This window comes from Streptomyces sp. JH002, assembly GCF_050916115.1.
GTDB lineage: Bacteria > Actinomycetota > Actinomycetes > Streptomycetales > Streptomycetaceae > Streptomyces > Streptomyces xiamenensis.
In genome coordinates, this window is record NZ_CP087989.1 from 5,811,403 (window position 1) to 5,826,224 (window position 14,822).

Sequence of the window (14,822 nt, forward strand, 5' to 3'; positions counted from 1 at the left end):
GGCCGGCGATGTCAGTGGCTCCCCCTACAGTTCGATCATCGTAGGCACGGCGCGGCCGTGCCGGGAGATCCGGGCCCGATCCGGGCGGCCGGACGCTGCCCTCGGGCAACCACAGGGGAGATGGTGATGGGGTGGATCAGCGCGGGCGCCTATGAGGTGGCGCTCGACGACGGCGGCAAGGTCATCTGCCGCAACGCGAAGGGACGGCAGCTGAAGACCGTCCCCGCGAAGATCGCGGACGATCCGGCGGTGATCGGGCTGCGGCAGCTCACGGAGTGGCTGGAACGCCACCAGCGCGAGTGCGTGGCCACGGTCGAGCGCTGGATGATCCGCTCCCTGCCCGTGCCCACCGCCGCCCTCGTGGAGCTGTGGCCGGACACGGCCTGGCGGGCGGCGCTGCGCGACCTCGTCATCACCGACAGCGGCGGCGTGGTGGCCGGTTACCTCAGGGACGCCGACCCCGTACGCGGCCTGGGCCTGGTCGACCTGGACGGCGACAGCGTCCGCATCACCCCCGAACAGATCCGTGTCCCGCACCCGGTCCTCCTGGAGGACCTCGGCGAACTGCGGGACTTCGCCACCGAACTCGACCTGCGGCAGGGCGTGGGACAGCTGCACCGCGAAGTGTTCCGGCGGACCGTCGAGGACCCGACGGCACACTCCGTGGACACCTACGCCGGCGGCGTCTACCAGCGCTTCCGCTTCCTGGCCGGCCGCGCCGTGTCGCACGGCTACCGGGTGCGCGGCGGCCAGGCGGTCTGCCCCGTCTTCGAGGACGGGCGGACCGTCGAGGCCCGGGTGTGGCTGGGCGACGCCGGTTACGACGAGGCGGAGACCGGCCCGCTGAGCTGGACCACCGCCGAGGGGTCCGCGCTGACCCTGGGCGAGGTCGGGCCGGTCGCCTGGTCGGAAGGCATGCGCATGGCCGCGGATCTCTACGCCGGCCGGGACATCAAGAGCAGCGAGGAGCGGGCATGAGCGGCACCGGCACGACCACCACGAACGGGCCACGGCCCGCGGCCCTGCTGGAGGCGGGCGCCGTCCTGCCCCCCGGCAGCCTGAACGGCGACGACACCGACACCCTGACCGCCCGCACCTACCGGCACCCGCTGCTGCCCGGCCGTACCGTCGTCCGGCTCGTCCCCGGCACCCTCGGTGAGGCGGAGGACCTGGCGCTCGACTTCCTCGGCCTCACCCGCGAGGGGGAGCCCCGCACCATCGGCCAGGTGCGCCGGGAGACGCTGGGCTTCCCCGCCTGGGCCCTGGTCAATGACCCCGCCAACGGCCACCACGCACTGGCCCTGGTCCAGGACATCGAACGGCTCGCCGCCATGGCGGCCACCCGCGCGGGCGCCGCCAAGGAGGGCTTCGACGAACTCGGCACCCGGCTGGACCGCTCCGCGCCGCACTTCCTGCCCACTTTCTACGAGCAGGCCGCCCGGGTCTTCCTCGCCCAGGACAACACCCAGTACGCCGCCGCCTTCTTCGGCAAGGCCCGCGCCGCCGAACGGGTGCACTCCCTGGAGGTCGACGAAGCCCGGCAGCGCGCCGTCTTCCTGGAGTTCGCCTTCGCCGGCGCGCTCACCGTCAAGGCACTCAAGGAACATCTGAAGGACCTCACCGCCCGGCTGTCCCCCGAAGCCGCCTGGGCCCAGTTCCGGCAGCTCACGGTCGAGCGCTGCGCCGCGGGACTGCCCCCGTACGCCTCGCTCCCGCAGGACGCCCGCTCTCTCGTCCGCGCCGCCGGACTCGACGCGCGGCAGGAGGAACGGGCCCTGCTCACCGAGCTGCTGGCCTCCCCGGCCGTGGTCCGCGCCCCCCTGTCCTTCTGGCAGGCCTACCGGGAGGCGATCGCCTCGCTCGCCCAGGACGAGCCGGCGATCCGGCGCCGGCTGCTGGAGTTCATCCCCGCCACGGCGAACGACGAGGCCGCCGACACCCTGTGGCTGAGCCTGCTCGCCGAAGCCGGCGCCCAGGACCTGCTGACCACGGTCGACGAGGACGGCGCCGGGCCCGGCGTGGACGCCGCCGACTGGCTCTCGCGCTGGGCCACGCACCTGCACGCCGGCTGGCAGCGCACCGGGCGGTCGGCCGCCACCTACGAGCTGGTCCCGCGGATGGCGGGGCGGCTGCGCTCGGCGGGCCGGCCGGTGACGATCGCCGGGGCCGGCCGCTACGGGCGGACCGACCTGGAACTGCTGGACACCGCCCTGGAATGCGGCATCCCGGTCGCGGGCCCCGACGCCGGCTCCGGTTGGGGCCGCGACCTGGAGCAGTGGCTCGCACTCCCGGACGACATCCGCCGCGACCTGGCCGCCGTCGCCGCCGACGCGCGCTTCGCCCCGCTGCTGTCCCAGGCGGTCGGCGGCATCGGCCACGGCCGCGGGGCGGACCGGCGGCTGGCCACCGTCGCCGCCCATCCCGTCCTGCGCGGGGTGCTCCACGACTGGCTGGCCTCCCGCGCCGAGGACTTCACCCGCGCCCCGGGACTGCCCGCCGCCGAGTCGGTGCTGAGCGAGCTGCTCCCCTTCCGCCCGGTCGCCGCCGAGGTGAATCCGCGGGCGGTGGCCCGGGTCGCGGCCCACCCGCTGCCGCCCGTGCTCGCCCACACCCTGCGCGCCGGCATCATCGACGAACTCGGCTGGCCCGCCCTGGAGGAGGCGATGAGCCGCCTGGAGGCCACCGGCCGCTCCACCGGCAAGAACGGCTGGTTCGTGATGGACGAGTCCTCCTGGCCGGCGCTGATCCTGGCCAACCCCGAGCGGGCCCTGGTGGTGGGCCCCGACGAGATCCTGCTCGACCACGAACTGCGCATCCCCGACCGCCTCGACACCTGGTACAAGCCGCAATTCCGCTACGTCGACGGCGAACTGCTCGTCCAGTGGCGGCACGACGGCAGGCCCCGCGCCTACTGGTCCGCCCGCCCCGCCGAGATCTTCACCCCCACCGGCACCCCGGGCGGCGGCTGGCGGAGTGCCCCGTCCCCCACCTCACTGCCGCTGCCCGGCGGCGGCACCGCCACCGGGTCCGGCACCCTGCGCGCCGGTGACACCCGGCTGCCGGCCGAACGCTTCGTGATGAGCGACGGCACCGGCCACTGGCGCCTGTCCTTCCGCAGCCGTGCGGTGTGGACCGAGTACGACCCGGTCAGCGGTGAGGCCGGGCGCAGCTCCCTGCCCGCCTTCCTGGCGGACGCCGCCGAGGGGCCGGGCGAGCTGGACCAGCAGCACTCCACCCTGCTGCCCATGGCGCCGGGCCTGGAGAACACCCCGCTGGGCACCGACGGCACGCTGCTCGGCTGGTGGAGCCGGTACGACGCCGCCACCGGCCGGGCGCAGGCCGGCGGCACCGACGGCCGTACCGCCTCCCTGACCGGCGTCACCGGCGGCTCCGGGGAGCTGCCCGTCGGATCACTGCTGCTGCCCGGCGGCGCCCGGCCGGTCATCGCCGCCCACGGCGACACCGTCACCCTGTACGACGAAGGCGCCGACCGCAGCACCGGGGCGCTCAGCAGGGCGCAGAAGGGCCGCCGGAACGACGACTTCGCCGGAGGCACCCCGCTGCTGCCGCCCCTCGCCCACTGGCACGCGCTGCGGGCCCGCGACGAGCACGGCTCGCACGGACTGCGGAAGCTGACCGACGAACTCGCGGCACGCCTGGTCACCGACCTCTCCGCGACGCTGGAGGAGCGCGACCTGGCCGAACGCGCCGCCCGCGCGGGCACCACCACACTCACCCCCGCCCAGCAGGAAGAACTGCGCCGGGAGCGGACCGGGGCCCTCAGCTCCGTGGTCGCCCGGGCCCTGCCCCAGGTCACCGATCCCGCGCTGCGCCGCGGCATAGCCGGGCTCGTGGCCTGCGCCGTACGTCTGGGCCGGTCGGTGGAGCGCTTCATCCAGCCTCCGCAGCCCGCCGAGACCCGCCGCGATCTGGCCATGTTCGAGGACTACCGTCCGCGGCACGGGGAGGAGCACGTCCTCGTGCGGGCCGTCGCCGGACTCGGCCCCGGCTTCGGCGGCGGCTACCACCCGCAGGGATCCTGGCTGACGCTCCAGCAGGCCCGCGCCGTCCAGCAGGTCATCGCCGGCCGCCCCGCCGACGGCAAGCCGCTGCCCAAGCGGCACCGTGAGGAGTCCCTGACCGGCGGCTGGACCACCGACGCGTGCATCGTCCCCGTCGGAGCGGGCAACTGGCCCCAGCTGCTGCCCGCTCTGCCGGCCCTCGCCTACCGCGCCACCGCCGCGGCCACCGGGGATGCCGAACGCGAAGCGCTGCTGCTGCTGTTGTCCGCTTTCGCCGAGGGCCCGCTCACCGGTGGTCCCGGCACCGTGCGCACCGTCGTGCTGCGGGCGGACGAGCGTGACCAGCAGCGCGGCGGACAGGTGCTGCGCCACGGCGGGCGCACCGTCGTCGTCCTCGGCCGCCGGCCGGGCTGCCACGAGCGGGACCACGCCTGCTGGAGCGCGCTGGACCACGACCCCCGGGGCGCCTTCGAGGCCGTCCCCGGCTTCGCCCACAGCGAGGAACGGCCGCTGAACCCGGGGCTCACCTCGGAGCGGGCCGCCGAACTCGTCCGGCTGGTGCGCGAACACGGCCCCGCGCCGTGGCAGCCGGAGGCCGTCACCGCGTTCGCCGCCGACACCGGGATCGGCCCGACCCGGGCCGCGCTGCTGCTGGCCGCCCTGCCGGCCGAGCCGGACGCCGCCACCGCCGCGTCCATCGGCCTCAAGGCGGGCACCGCCAAGATCGCCGGCGAACTGCTGACCGCTCTGGGCACCCACGGCGATCTCCCCGCGGTGGTCGGCGCGCTGCTCCCCGAGCAGCTCGCGGAGCTGTGGAAGACCGGCCCCGACACGGCGGCCGCCGCACGGCGCTGGCACGGTGCCCTCGGCACCCTGCTGCTGCCCTCCGAGGACGCCATGACCCGGCTCGGCGCCGACGAGGCGCGCTCCGCCCTGGCCGTGCTCAACCCCCGGAACACCCCCTGGATCAGCAGGACGACCACCCAGCGCCTGGTCACCCACCAACGGCACCACAGCACGTACGCCGAGCTGACGGCCGAGGACCCCGCCGCCGTCCCCGCCCTGGGCGATCTCGTCCGCGCGGCCCGGACGCTGCTGCACCTCGCCTACGCCCTGCCCTACGGCGACCCGCTGCGCACCGCGCTGCCCATCGCCCTGACCGCGCTGCGGCAGCGCCTCACCGATCCGGAGCTGCTGCTCTCGGCCGGATACAGCTGGCTGCCGGACGGCAAGCAGCTGTCCGCGGCGCTGCGCCAGGCGTACGGGCTGCCCAAGGAGGGCGGCGCGGGGGCCGACGGGCTCACCCCGGTCGGCGAGGTCTTCGTCCTCGCCCCCTCCTACGGCTCCACCGAGACCGTGCTGGTGCGCCCGGCCGCGCTCAAGGGAGCGGATGACCCGGCCCTCGACCTGCTGACCGGGCTCAGTGGCTCCGCCGCGTACAGCCCGCTGTGGGCCGTGCAGACCCTCCTGGGCGACGGGGTGGCCGCGGCCGTCGCCGCCGGTCACGGGGCGGGACAGGCACCCGGGTACGCCCAGGACCCCGAGTTCAGCGTCCCCGACCTGGTCACCGAGGTGGCCGCCGCCCACGCACTGAGCCGGGACGCCGCCGCGCTCTACCTCCAGCTGCTGGCCCTGCCCGACCCCACCGACCGTCACCTCACCCGCTGGAGTGGCTGGAAGCCCGCGCGGAACAAGCGGGCTCGCACCGAACTGGCCGCCACCGCACTCGTGGTCGAGGCCAAGCGGGCGCGCGCCGGACGCACCCTGTTCCTGCCCGGCGGCTGGCAGCCGCACGACGCTCCCCAACTTCCCATGGAGATCTGGAAGCAGAGCCTGTACACGGGCTCCGCCCGGGACCTGCCGCTGCCGATGGGCCCGGTGCCCGCGCTGTTCCGCAGCGCCTGGGCCCGTGCCACCGGGGGCGACGCGCCCGCCTTCGAGGAACTCACCACCCGTGCCACCCGGAAGGGCCGCCGATGACCAGCGCCACCACCGCCACCCCCACGGGTCCCGCCGCCGAACAGCGGCAGATCGTCCCGCCGGAGGACCGGTACGCCACCGAACTCGCCTTCCTGGCCGCGCACGACACCGGCCCGCGCCCGCCCGGCTGGCGGCTCACCCCGCACGCCGCGGTCACCTTCGTGATGGGCAGCGCCGGGCAGTCGCTCACCCTGCCGGCCGACGCCGCCGATGTCCCGGAAGGGCTGCCGCGCCGGCTGGTCATCGAGCAGAAGTTCGTCGGGGAGCGCGCCCTCGTCGAACGCTGCGTCATCACCCTCGCGGGCGAACGCGGGCTGCTGCTGGTCGGCGAACCGGGTACCGCCAAGTCCCTGCTCTCCGAGCTGCTGGCCGCCGCCGTCTGCGGCACCAGCGCGCTGACCGTCCAGGGCACGGCGGGCACCACCGAGGACCAGCTCAAGTACGGCTGGAACTACGCCCTGCTGCTGGCCCAGGGCCCCAGCCGCTCCGCCCTGGTGCCCTCACCGGTCCTCAGCGCCATGACCACCGGCGCGGTGGCCCGCGTCGAAGAGATCACCCGCTGCCTGCCCGAGGTGCAGGACGCCCTGGTCTCCCTGCTGTCCGAACGGCGCGTCGCCGTACCCGAACTCGCCGGCGGACCGGACGCCCAACTCCACGCCGCCCCCGGCTTCACCCTCATCGCCACCGCCAACCTGCGCGACAAGGGCGTCTCGGAGATGTCCGCCGCCCTCAAACGGCGCTTCAACTTCGAGACCATCGGCCCCATCTCCGACCTCGACACCGAGACCGAACTGGTCCGCCGCCAGTCCCGGGCGGCCGTCGAACGCACCGGCGCCCGCTACGGCGTCGACGACGCGGTCCTCGAAGTCCTGGTCACCGCCTTCCGCGAACTGCGCGGCGGCCGCACGGCCGAGGGCTGGGAGGTGGAACGCCCGTCCACCGTGATGAGCACCGCCGAAGCCGTGTCCGTGGCCACCGCCCTGGGCCTGGCCGCCGCCTACTTCCCCGCCGACCGCGACCCGCTGCGGCTGCTCCCCGGCCATCTGCTGGGCGTCGTCCGCAAGGACGACCCCGCCGACGCCGCCCGGCTGCTCGGCTACTGGGACGGCGCGGTGCGGCGGCGCGCCGAGGCGGGCGCCACCACCTGGCGCACCCTGTGGGACCTGCGCGCCGTACTGGAGGACTGAGCATGACCCGCACGACGGACGCCGGCCCGGACGCCGCCCGGGCCCGGGACGTCCTCGCCGAGCTGACCGACCCGGCCGGTGCCCTGCTGGTCGGCGTACGGCACCACGCGCCGTCGCTGGCGACGGCGCTGCCCGCCCTGCTGGACGCGGCCGAACCCGACATCCTGCACGTCGAACTCCCGGCCGACCTCCAGGACTGGCTGCCCTGGCTCGCCGACCCGCGGACCCGCGCCCCGGTGGCCCTGGCCGCCGTGCCCCCGCACCCCGCGGACGGCACCGGCATCACCGGTCCCGCGTTCTACCCCTTCGCGGATTTCTCGCCCGAGCTGGTGGCCCTGCGCTGGGCCGCCCGCCGGGGCGTCCCCGCCGTCGCCGCCGACCTGCCGCTGAGCGACCCGGCCTGGCGGCACCCGCGCCGCACCGGCACCGGGCGCCCCGGACTCGAACACGCCATGCGGGCCTGGCTCACCGGGCGCGACAGCGACGACCTGTGGGATCGGCTGGTCGAGGTCGGCGCCCCCGGATCGAGCCCCGAAGCGGTGCGCCGCGCTGCGCTGCTGGCCGGCTGGGCGCTGCGCCGGGACGCCGAGGACGGCGCCGGGGTCGACCCGCTCGACCTGCGCAGGGAGCGGTGGATGCGGTCCGGGCTTGCCGGGGCCGCGGACGCGGGGCAGCGGGTGGCGGCCGTGATCGGCGCATTCCACGCGCCCGTCCTCACCGCCACCGCCGTACGGGCCCCCGAGCCGGAGCCCGATCCGGGCCCGTCGCCGACAGCCTCCGCCGCACCGCCGTGGACCGTCTCCCTCATCCCGTACACCTACGCCCTGCTGGACGAACGCTCCGGCTACCCCGCGGGTATCCGCGACCCCGAATGGCAGCACCAGGTGCTGGCGGCGGGCGGCGACCCGCAGGAGCTGGCCGAGGCCCTCACCCGCACCGCCGTGCGGATCTGCGCCCGGCTGCGCGCCCAGGACCATCCCAGCGGGCCGGCGGACGCCACGGAGATCATCCGGCTGGCCACCGACCTCGCCCGGCTGCGCGGACTGCCGGCGGCGGGGCGCGGCGAGCTCGTCGAGGCCGTCCAGAGCACCCTCGCCCAGGGCGAACCCCTGGGGCGCGGCCGGGCGGTCTCCCGCGCACTGGAACACGTCCTGGTCGGTGAGCGCACGGGACAGCCCACCCCGGACGCCCCACGCGGTGGCCTCGGCCCGGCCGTGGAACGCGAGCTCGCCGACCTCGGACTGCCGGGGCCCGACGGCGCCGCCGGCCGGGCCGAGCGCGAACTGCGCCTGGACCCTCGCCGCTCGGCGCGCGACCGGCGCCGCGAACTGCTGCTGCGCCGGCTCACCGTGTGCGGCATCCCGTACGCGACCGAGCGCGAGGTCAGCGGGGCGGGCGGCGCCGAGGCCGTCACCACCCGCTGGCACGTGGCCTGGACCCCGGCCACCGCGGCGATGCTGGTCGCCGCCGGGATGCGCGGGGTCACCCCCGCCCAGGCCGCCGAGGGCACCCTGCGGGCCCGGCACCGTACCGAGCGGGCGGCGGGCGGCCCGACCGCCGCCCAGGTGATCGCCGGTCTCCAGGAGGCCGCCGCGTGCGACCTGACCGCCCTGACGGCGGAACGCCTCGCCGAGACCGCCGGGATCGTCCCCGCCTCCGGCACGCTGCCCGAACTGCTGGCCGCGCTCACCCTGCTGGACCGGCTGGCCGGTCCGGAAGAGGGGACCGTGGCCACCGGAGCGACCGTGGAACTGCTGACCGGGGCGGCGGTGCGCCAACTGGACGGCCTGACCGGCTCCGAGGACCCGGCCGACGCCCGCGCCCTGCTGGAACTGGCCCACCGCGCCGACGCGTCCGGCGGACTGCGGCTCACCGACGCGCTCGCCCGGCTGGCCCGGGACGGCTCACCGCTGATGTCCGGGGCGGCGCACGCGGTGCGGGTCCTCCTGGGGCAGCAGCGGCCGGGTGACCTGGGGGAGCGGGTGGCGTCCTGGGTGGACACCGCGACGACCCCGCAGGGCCGGGCGGCCCTCACCGCACGGCTGACGGGCCTGCTGACGGCGGCGGGCCCGCTGCTGGAGACCGCGCCGCAGGCACTCACGCCGCTGCTGGAGCGGGTGGTCGAACTGCCCGACCAGCCCTTCCTGGAGCGCCTCCCGGCCCTGCGCGGCGGCTTCGACACCCTCAGCCCGGCCGCCCGGGAGCGGCTGCTGGCGGCAGTGGAGGACGAACTCGGCGGCCCGCTCGCCACACTGCCCGACACCGACCCCACCGCCCTGGCCCGCTGGACGACCGCCGACCTGGCCGCCCGTGCGGCACTGGCCGTCCTGGACCTGCTGCCACCCGCGACCGGCGCCACGCCGACCGCGCTCCCCGCCCCGCGAGCCGCCGGGCAGCGGGCCGCCACGGCCGGTGCCCGCGGCGGCACGGCGACGGGAGTCACGACCGGCACCGGTGCACCGGCGGGAGTGAGGGAGCGGGGCACCGGCCCCGACCGCCCCGCTGTCCACGGCGCGACCGTGGCCGGTGCCGCGACCACCACCGGCGACCACTCCGAGGCGTCCGCGGGCCCGTCCCCGCTCACGGGGAACGGCGACACGGCCCCCCGTGACGCCGGTGGCCCGGGTGGGGGCCCGATCGCGGTCGCCGGAAGCGGAGCATCCGAGCCCGGCGCGGGCACGGACGGGACAGCAGCCGTCCCCGACACGAGCGCCGCCGGCAGCCCTTCGGGCGAGCGGGCGATCCTTCCGCACGACCGCTGGCGCCTCGTGCTGGGGCGGGGCACCGAACGCCTGCCCGCGAGGGCACGGGCGGCGGCCACCGCACTGGACGAGCTGTACGGGGCGGGCCGCGGCGAAGGCGCGGGCGGCGATCTGGTCGGCGGTCACGGCAGCGGCGGCGGGCGCGAGGCCGCCTACCCGGGGGTGCGCGAGTGGGCCGGTGAACTCGCCGCCCTGTTCGGCCCCGGCGTCCGCGAGGAGGTCCTGGCCGCCGCCGTCGCGGCCGGGCGTACGGACGCCGTGTTCGCGCTCGACCCCGACCGGGCCCGGCCCTCCGTGGACCTGCTGCGCACCGTACTGCGGCACGCGGGCGGCCTCCCCGAGGCCCGGCTGGCCGCCTTGCGGCCCCTGGTCCGGAGGCTGGTCGAGGAGCTGACCCGGCAACTGGCCACCCGGCTGCGTCCGGCCCTCACCGGGACCGCCCTGCCCCGGCCGAGCCGGCGCCCCGGCGGCGGGCTCGACCTGGCCAGGACCGTACGTGCCAACCTCGGCACCGCGCACCGCGGCCCCGGTGGCCGGGTCCAGCTCGTGCCGGAGCGCCCGGTCTTCCGCAGCCGCGCCCGGCGCTCCGCCGACTGGCGGCTGATCCTGGTCACCGATGTCTCCGGCTCCATGGAGGCGTCCACCGTCTGGTCCGCGCTCACCGCGTCCGTCCTGGCCGGGGTACCCGCGCTGAGCACCCACTTCCTGGCGTTCTCCACCGAGGTCATCGACTTCACCGACCAGGTGCACGACCCGCTCGGCCTGCTCCTCGAAGTGCGGATCGGCGGCGGCACCCACATCGCCGCGGGACTGCGGCACGCCAGGAGTCTGGTCACCGTGCCGTCCCGCACCCTGGTCGTGGTGGTCAGCGACTTCGAGGAGGGCTACCCCCTGGGCGGGCTGCTCGCCGAGGTGCGCGCGCTGGTGGACTCCGGCTGCCATCTGCTGGGCTGCGCCAGCCTGGACGACACCGGGCGCCCCCGCTACAGCACGGGCACCGCGGGGCAGCTGGTCGCGGCCGGGATGCCCATCGCCGCCGTCAGTCCGCTGGAACTCGCCCGCTGGGTGGGGGAGAAGATCCGGTGACCCGGACCACCGCCCGCCCGGCCCCCGGCCACCCCGCCGCCGTCCCCCGCCCCCGCTCCCTTCCCGTCCTCGCCGGAGACCCGTGATGACCGATCCCGCCCCCGCCGACATCGCGCTGCCACCCGTCGCCCCCGAGGTCACCGCCCAGCTGGCGCACACCCTCAGCCCACGGCTGCGCAAGCGGCTCGATGCCGCCGCCGCGAAGCTCGCCGCCCGTCCCAGAACACGGGAGGGGGACACCGTGCGCATCGCCGTCGACGACGACACCGCACTCGAACTCCACGCCCCCACCGGCACCGTCGCCGCCACCGACGCCATCCGCTGCGGCTGTCTGCTGGCCCCCGACTGTGTGCACCGGGCCGCCGTCGCCGCCGCCGCTCCGGTGGCCGAGCCGGTCCCCCCGGGAGCCGCCCCGGAGACCCCCGCCGCTCGCGCCGCACAGCCCGACCCGGCCGGGCCGGCCCCGGGCGACGCGGAGCCGGCGGCCCCCGAACCGGACCAGCGCGCCGCCGCCACCGCCCTGTGGCGGGCCGGGGCCGCCGCGCTGGAGGCCGGGATCGAGGGGGCCGGAGCGCTCGTCCAGGCCGAACTGCTGCACGCCGCGCACACCGCCCGCCTCACCGGCCTGCACCGCCCCGCCACCCTCGCGATCGCCACCGTCAACGGCCTGCGCGCCGCCCGCGCCGCCGACCCCGGCCACCGGCTCGCCGAGCTGACCGCCACCGTCCGCGAGCTGCTGATGGTCTGTCATGCCCTGCGCCGCCCGGCCGCGCCCTCCGGCGCCTCCCTCGCCGCCCTGCGCGGTACCGCCCGCCGCCCCTACACGCCCGGCGGTTCCCTGCGGCTGTACGGCCTGTGCTGCGAGCCGGTGCTCGCCCGCAGCGGCCACGCCGGGGTGGTCACCTGGGTCCTGGGAACGGACGGGCAGCTGTTCGCCCTCACCGACGTGGCCCCCGGCGGCGCCCGCCGCGCGGCGGACGCGGCCGGCTACACCGTGCGGCTCGGTGACGCCTCCTGCACCCACCGCGAGCTGGCCCGGGGCGGACTCGTCGTCTCCGGCGCCACCGTCTCCCCGGACGGCAGGCTGGGCGCCGGCCGGGGCGTACGCGCCGTGCGGGCCGAAGGCACGCCCTGGCACGCCGAACCCGTCGCCGCCCTGTGGGAGGTGCCGCTCCCCGACCAGATCACCCGCGCCCTCGATGACCCCGACCCCGCCTCCGCCGCCGGTCTCGTCTTCACCGACCTCACCGTGCTCGGCCCGGTGCGCGAGATGGGCGCCCCCGATGTCCTGGCGGCCGACTGCGCCGGGCTGACCGTCCGCATCGCCCCCGGGGACGAACACCCCGGCCTGGCCCACCGGGACAACCTGCGGCTGCTGGCGGCCGCCCCAGGGATGCGCCTGCGCGTCATCGCCCGGCTGGTCCCCGCCGACCACCCCCGGCTGCGGCTGCTCGCGGCCGGCCCCGTCCCCGGGGCCGCCGCGGGGGCGGGCCCGCGCCAACCGGTCGATCTCGGCTACGACCGGCTGCGCCGCGCCGACCTGCCCGGTGCCGGCGCTACCCCCGCCCCGCCCGCCGACCTGCGAGAGGCGGCCCCCGCGCCCCTGCATCTGCTGCACCGCCGCGTCCAGGCCGCGCTCGCCGCCGGCCGGTCCGCCGTAGCCCTGCCCGGCAGCACCGAGACGGACCGTCAGCGCCTGCGGCACGCCGGTCTGTCCACCGCCGCCGAACTCCTCACCGCACTGCACCGGGCGGCCGCCGACCGCACCCGTGACGTCTTCGGCCGGCTGCGGCCCGCGGACGCCGAACGGTTCGCCCTCGCCTGGCTGGCCGCCGCCCACTACGGGGACCGCGCCGCGCACGCGCTGTGCGCCGCCGCCTGGGCCGCCCCGCAAGGCGCACCGGTAGCGTGAGACCCATGGCGTTCTCCCGTTTCAGCCCCGACGCGACCCCGGCCGCACGGATCGGCCTGGGCCTGGCCGCCGTCGGCCGCCCCGGCTACATCAACCTGGGGCGGGCCGGTGATCTGCCCGCCGAACGCACCGTCGGCGCGCTGCGCGAGCGCAGCCATCAACTGCTCGACGCCGCCCACGCCGCCGGGGTGCGCTACCTGGACGCGGCACGCTCCTACGGCCGGGCCGAGGAGTTCCTCGCCGGCTGGCTGGCCGACCGCCCCGGCGTGCGCGATGTCGTCGTCGGCAGCAAGTGGGGCTACACGTATACGGCCGAGTGGCGCACCGACGCCGCCACCCACGAGGTGAAGGACCACAGCGCCGCCACCTTCGACCGGCAGTACGCGGAGAGCACCGCGCTGCTCGGCGACCGGCTGGACCTGTACCAGATCCACTCCGTGACCCCGGACAGCCCGGCACTGCGCGACCCGGCCGTCCTGGAGCGGCTGGCCGCACTGCGCGCCGCCGGGCTCGATGTCGGCCTGTCCACCAGTGGCCCGGCCCAGGCGGAGGCGATCCGCGCGGCGCTGGAACTGCGGTACGCGGACGGGCCGCTGTTCCGCACCGTGCAGTCCACGTTCAATGTGCTGGAGCCCTCGGCGGGCGAGGCGCTGGCCGAGGCGCACACGGCCGGACTGACCGTCATCGTCAAGGAGGCCATGGCCAACGGCCGGCTCGCCGGTGAGGCGGCCCCGCCCGCTCTGCGGGAGCTGGCCCGCGAGCACGGCACCGGGCCGGACGCCGTGGCGATCGCCGCCGTACTGCACCGGCCGTGGGTGGGGATCGTGCTCTCCGGGGCGGCCACCGTGCCCCAGCTGACGGGGAATCTGGCCGCCGCCCGGCTGCGGCTGGACCCGCGGGAGCTGGCCCGGCTCACGGAACTGGGCGAGCCCGCCGCGCGGTACTGGGCGAAGCGCTCCGCGCTGCCCTGGAGCTGAGGGGGCAGGAGGTCAGGCGGCCCGCGCCTTGGTGGCGTACATGTCCACGTACTCCTGCCCGGACAGCCGCATGACCTCGGTCATCACCTCGTCGGTGACGGCCCGCAGCACGTAGCGGTCGCGGTCCATGCCCTCGTACCGGGAGAAGTCCAGCGGCTCACCGAACCGTACGGTGATCCGCCGCCCGCGCCCGACGCGCGGCAGGCCCTTGCCGCCCGGCTGCACCCGGTCGGTGCCGATCATCGCGAACGGCACCACGGGCGCGCCGGACATCAGCGTCAGCCGGGCGATGCCGGTGCGCCCCCGGTACAGCCGGCCGTCGGGGGAGCGGGTGCCCTCGGGGTAGATCCCGAAGACCTTGCCCTGCTCCAGCACCCGCAGGCCGGTCATCAGGGCCGCGACCCCGCCGTGACCGCCGTCCCTGGACACCGGGATCATGCCGACCCCGGTGAAGAACCACGCCATGATCCGCCCCTTGAGGGAACGGCCGGTGACGTACTCGTCCTTGCCGATGAAGTGCACCTGCCGCTTGGAGATGAGCGGCAGGATCACCGAGTCGATGAACGTCAGATGATTGCCCGCGAGCACGACCGGGCCCTCGCCGGGGATGTTCTCCAGGCCCTCGACCCTGGGTCGGAAGAAGAGCTTCAGCAGGGGGCCGAACAGCGCCCTCAGCAGAGTGAAACGGGACAAGGTTCCCTCCGGTCGGTGGTTGCCAGCGCGCGGGAAGCACACAGCTCAAGGACGATACTCGCGTGTGCGGGCTCGCGGCGCACGGGGTTCACGCAGCGGACACGCATTTTTGATGTGCCTTTGTCATGTCTGCACCCGAAGATCCCCGTCCGGGCGCTTCCCGCTCCCTACCATCGCCGTGACGCGTGGACCACGGAGGCAGC

7 protein-coding genes are annotated in these 14,822 nt (G+C 76.5%); 6 read left to right on the top strand and 1 reads right to left on the bottom strand.

The annotated features are described in order from the left end of the window. Positions 1-126 precede the first annotated feature (126 nt). From H7827_RS26710 to H7827_RS26735, 6 genes are all read left to right on the top strand, one after another. The gene (locus tag H7827_RS26710; protein ID WP_432747635.1) at positions 127-978 is read left to right on the top strand and encodes a DUF4132 domain-containing protein; all 852 of its coding nucleotides are present in this window, start codon (positions 127-129) and stop codon (positions 976-978) included. Further along, positions 975-6,002 carry a hypothetical protein gene (locus tag H7827_RS26715; protein ID WP_432747636.1) on the top strand — a complete coding sequence of 1,676 codons (5,028 nt, stop codon included), beginning with the start codon at positions 975-977 and terminating at the stop codon, positions 6,000-6,002. The genes H7827_RS26710 and H7827_RS26715 overlap by 4 nt, the downstream gene beginning before the upstream one ends. After that, positions 5,999-7,189 (top strand): ATP-binding protein, encoded by a 1,191-nt coding sequence (locus H7827_RS26720; RefSeq protein WP_432747637.1) that lies wholly within the window; start codon positions 5,999-6,001, stop codon positions 7,187-7,189. The genes H7827_RS26715 and H7827_RS26720 overlap by 4 nt, the downstream gene beginning before the upstream one ends. 2 nt (positions 7,190-7,191) lie before the next feature. Further along, positions 7,192-11,037, top strand: a complete 3,846-nt coding sequence (locus tag H7827_RS26725; RefSeq protein ID WP_432747638.1) for a DUF5682 family protein — start codon at positions 7,192-7,194, stop codon at positions 11,035-11,037. Between the two features lie 85 nt (positions 11,038-11,122). After that, on the top strand, positions 11,123-12,949 hold the full coding sequence (locus tag H7827_RS26730) for a hypothetical protein (RefSeq protein ID WP_432747639.1): 1,827 nt from the start codon (positions 11,123-11,125) through the stop codon (positions 12,947-12,949). Between the two features lie 5 nt (positions 12,950-12,954). Beyond that, positions 12,955-13,926: an aldo/keto reductase gene (locus H7827_RS26735; protein ID WP_432747640.1), complete on the top strand. Its 972-nt coding sequence runs from the start codon at positions 12,955-12,957 to the stop codon at positions 13,924-13,926. Positions 13,927-13,938: 12 nt separating this feature from the next. On the opposite strand, the gene H7827_RS26740 is transcribed toward H7827_RS26735, so the two are convergent. Further along, positions 13,939-14,619 carry a lysophospholipid acyltransferase family protein gene (locus H7827_RS26740; protein ID WP_386540255.1) on the bottom strand — a complete coding sequence of 227 codons (681 nt, stop codon included), beginning with the start codon at positions 14,617-14,619 and terminating at the stop codon, positions 13,939-13,941. Positions 14,620-14,822: the final 203 nt, after the last annotated feature.

Bases quoted from the DNA above. Each gene is read 5' to 3' on its own strand.
- H7827_RS26710 (WP_432747635.1), top strand. From the start codon at position 127: ATGGGGTGGATCAGCGCGGGCGCCTATGAGGTGGCGCTCGACGACGGC.
- H7827_RS26715 (WP_432747636.1), top strand. From the start codon at position 975: ATGAGCGGCACCGGCACGACCACCACGAACGGGCCACGGCCCGCGGCC.
- H7827_RS26720 (WP_432747637.1), top strand. From the start codon at position 5,999: ATGACCAGCGCCACCACCGCCACCCCCACGGGTCCCGCCGCCGAACAG.
- H7827_RS26725 (WP_432747638.1), top strand. From the start codon at position 7,192: ATGACCCGCACGACGGACGCCGGCCCGGACGCCGCCCGGGCCCGGGAC.
- H7827_RS26730 (WP_432747639.1), top strand. From the start codon at position 11,123: ATGACCGATCCCGCCCCCGCCGACATCGCGCTGCCACCCGTCGCCCCC.
- H7827_RS26735 (WP_432747640.1), top strand. From the start codon at position 12,955: ATGGCGTTCTCCCGTTTCAGCCCCGACGCGACCCCGGCCGCACGGATC.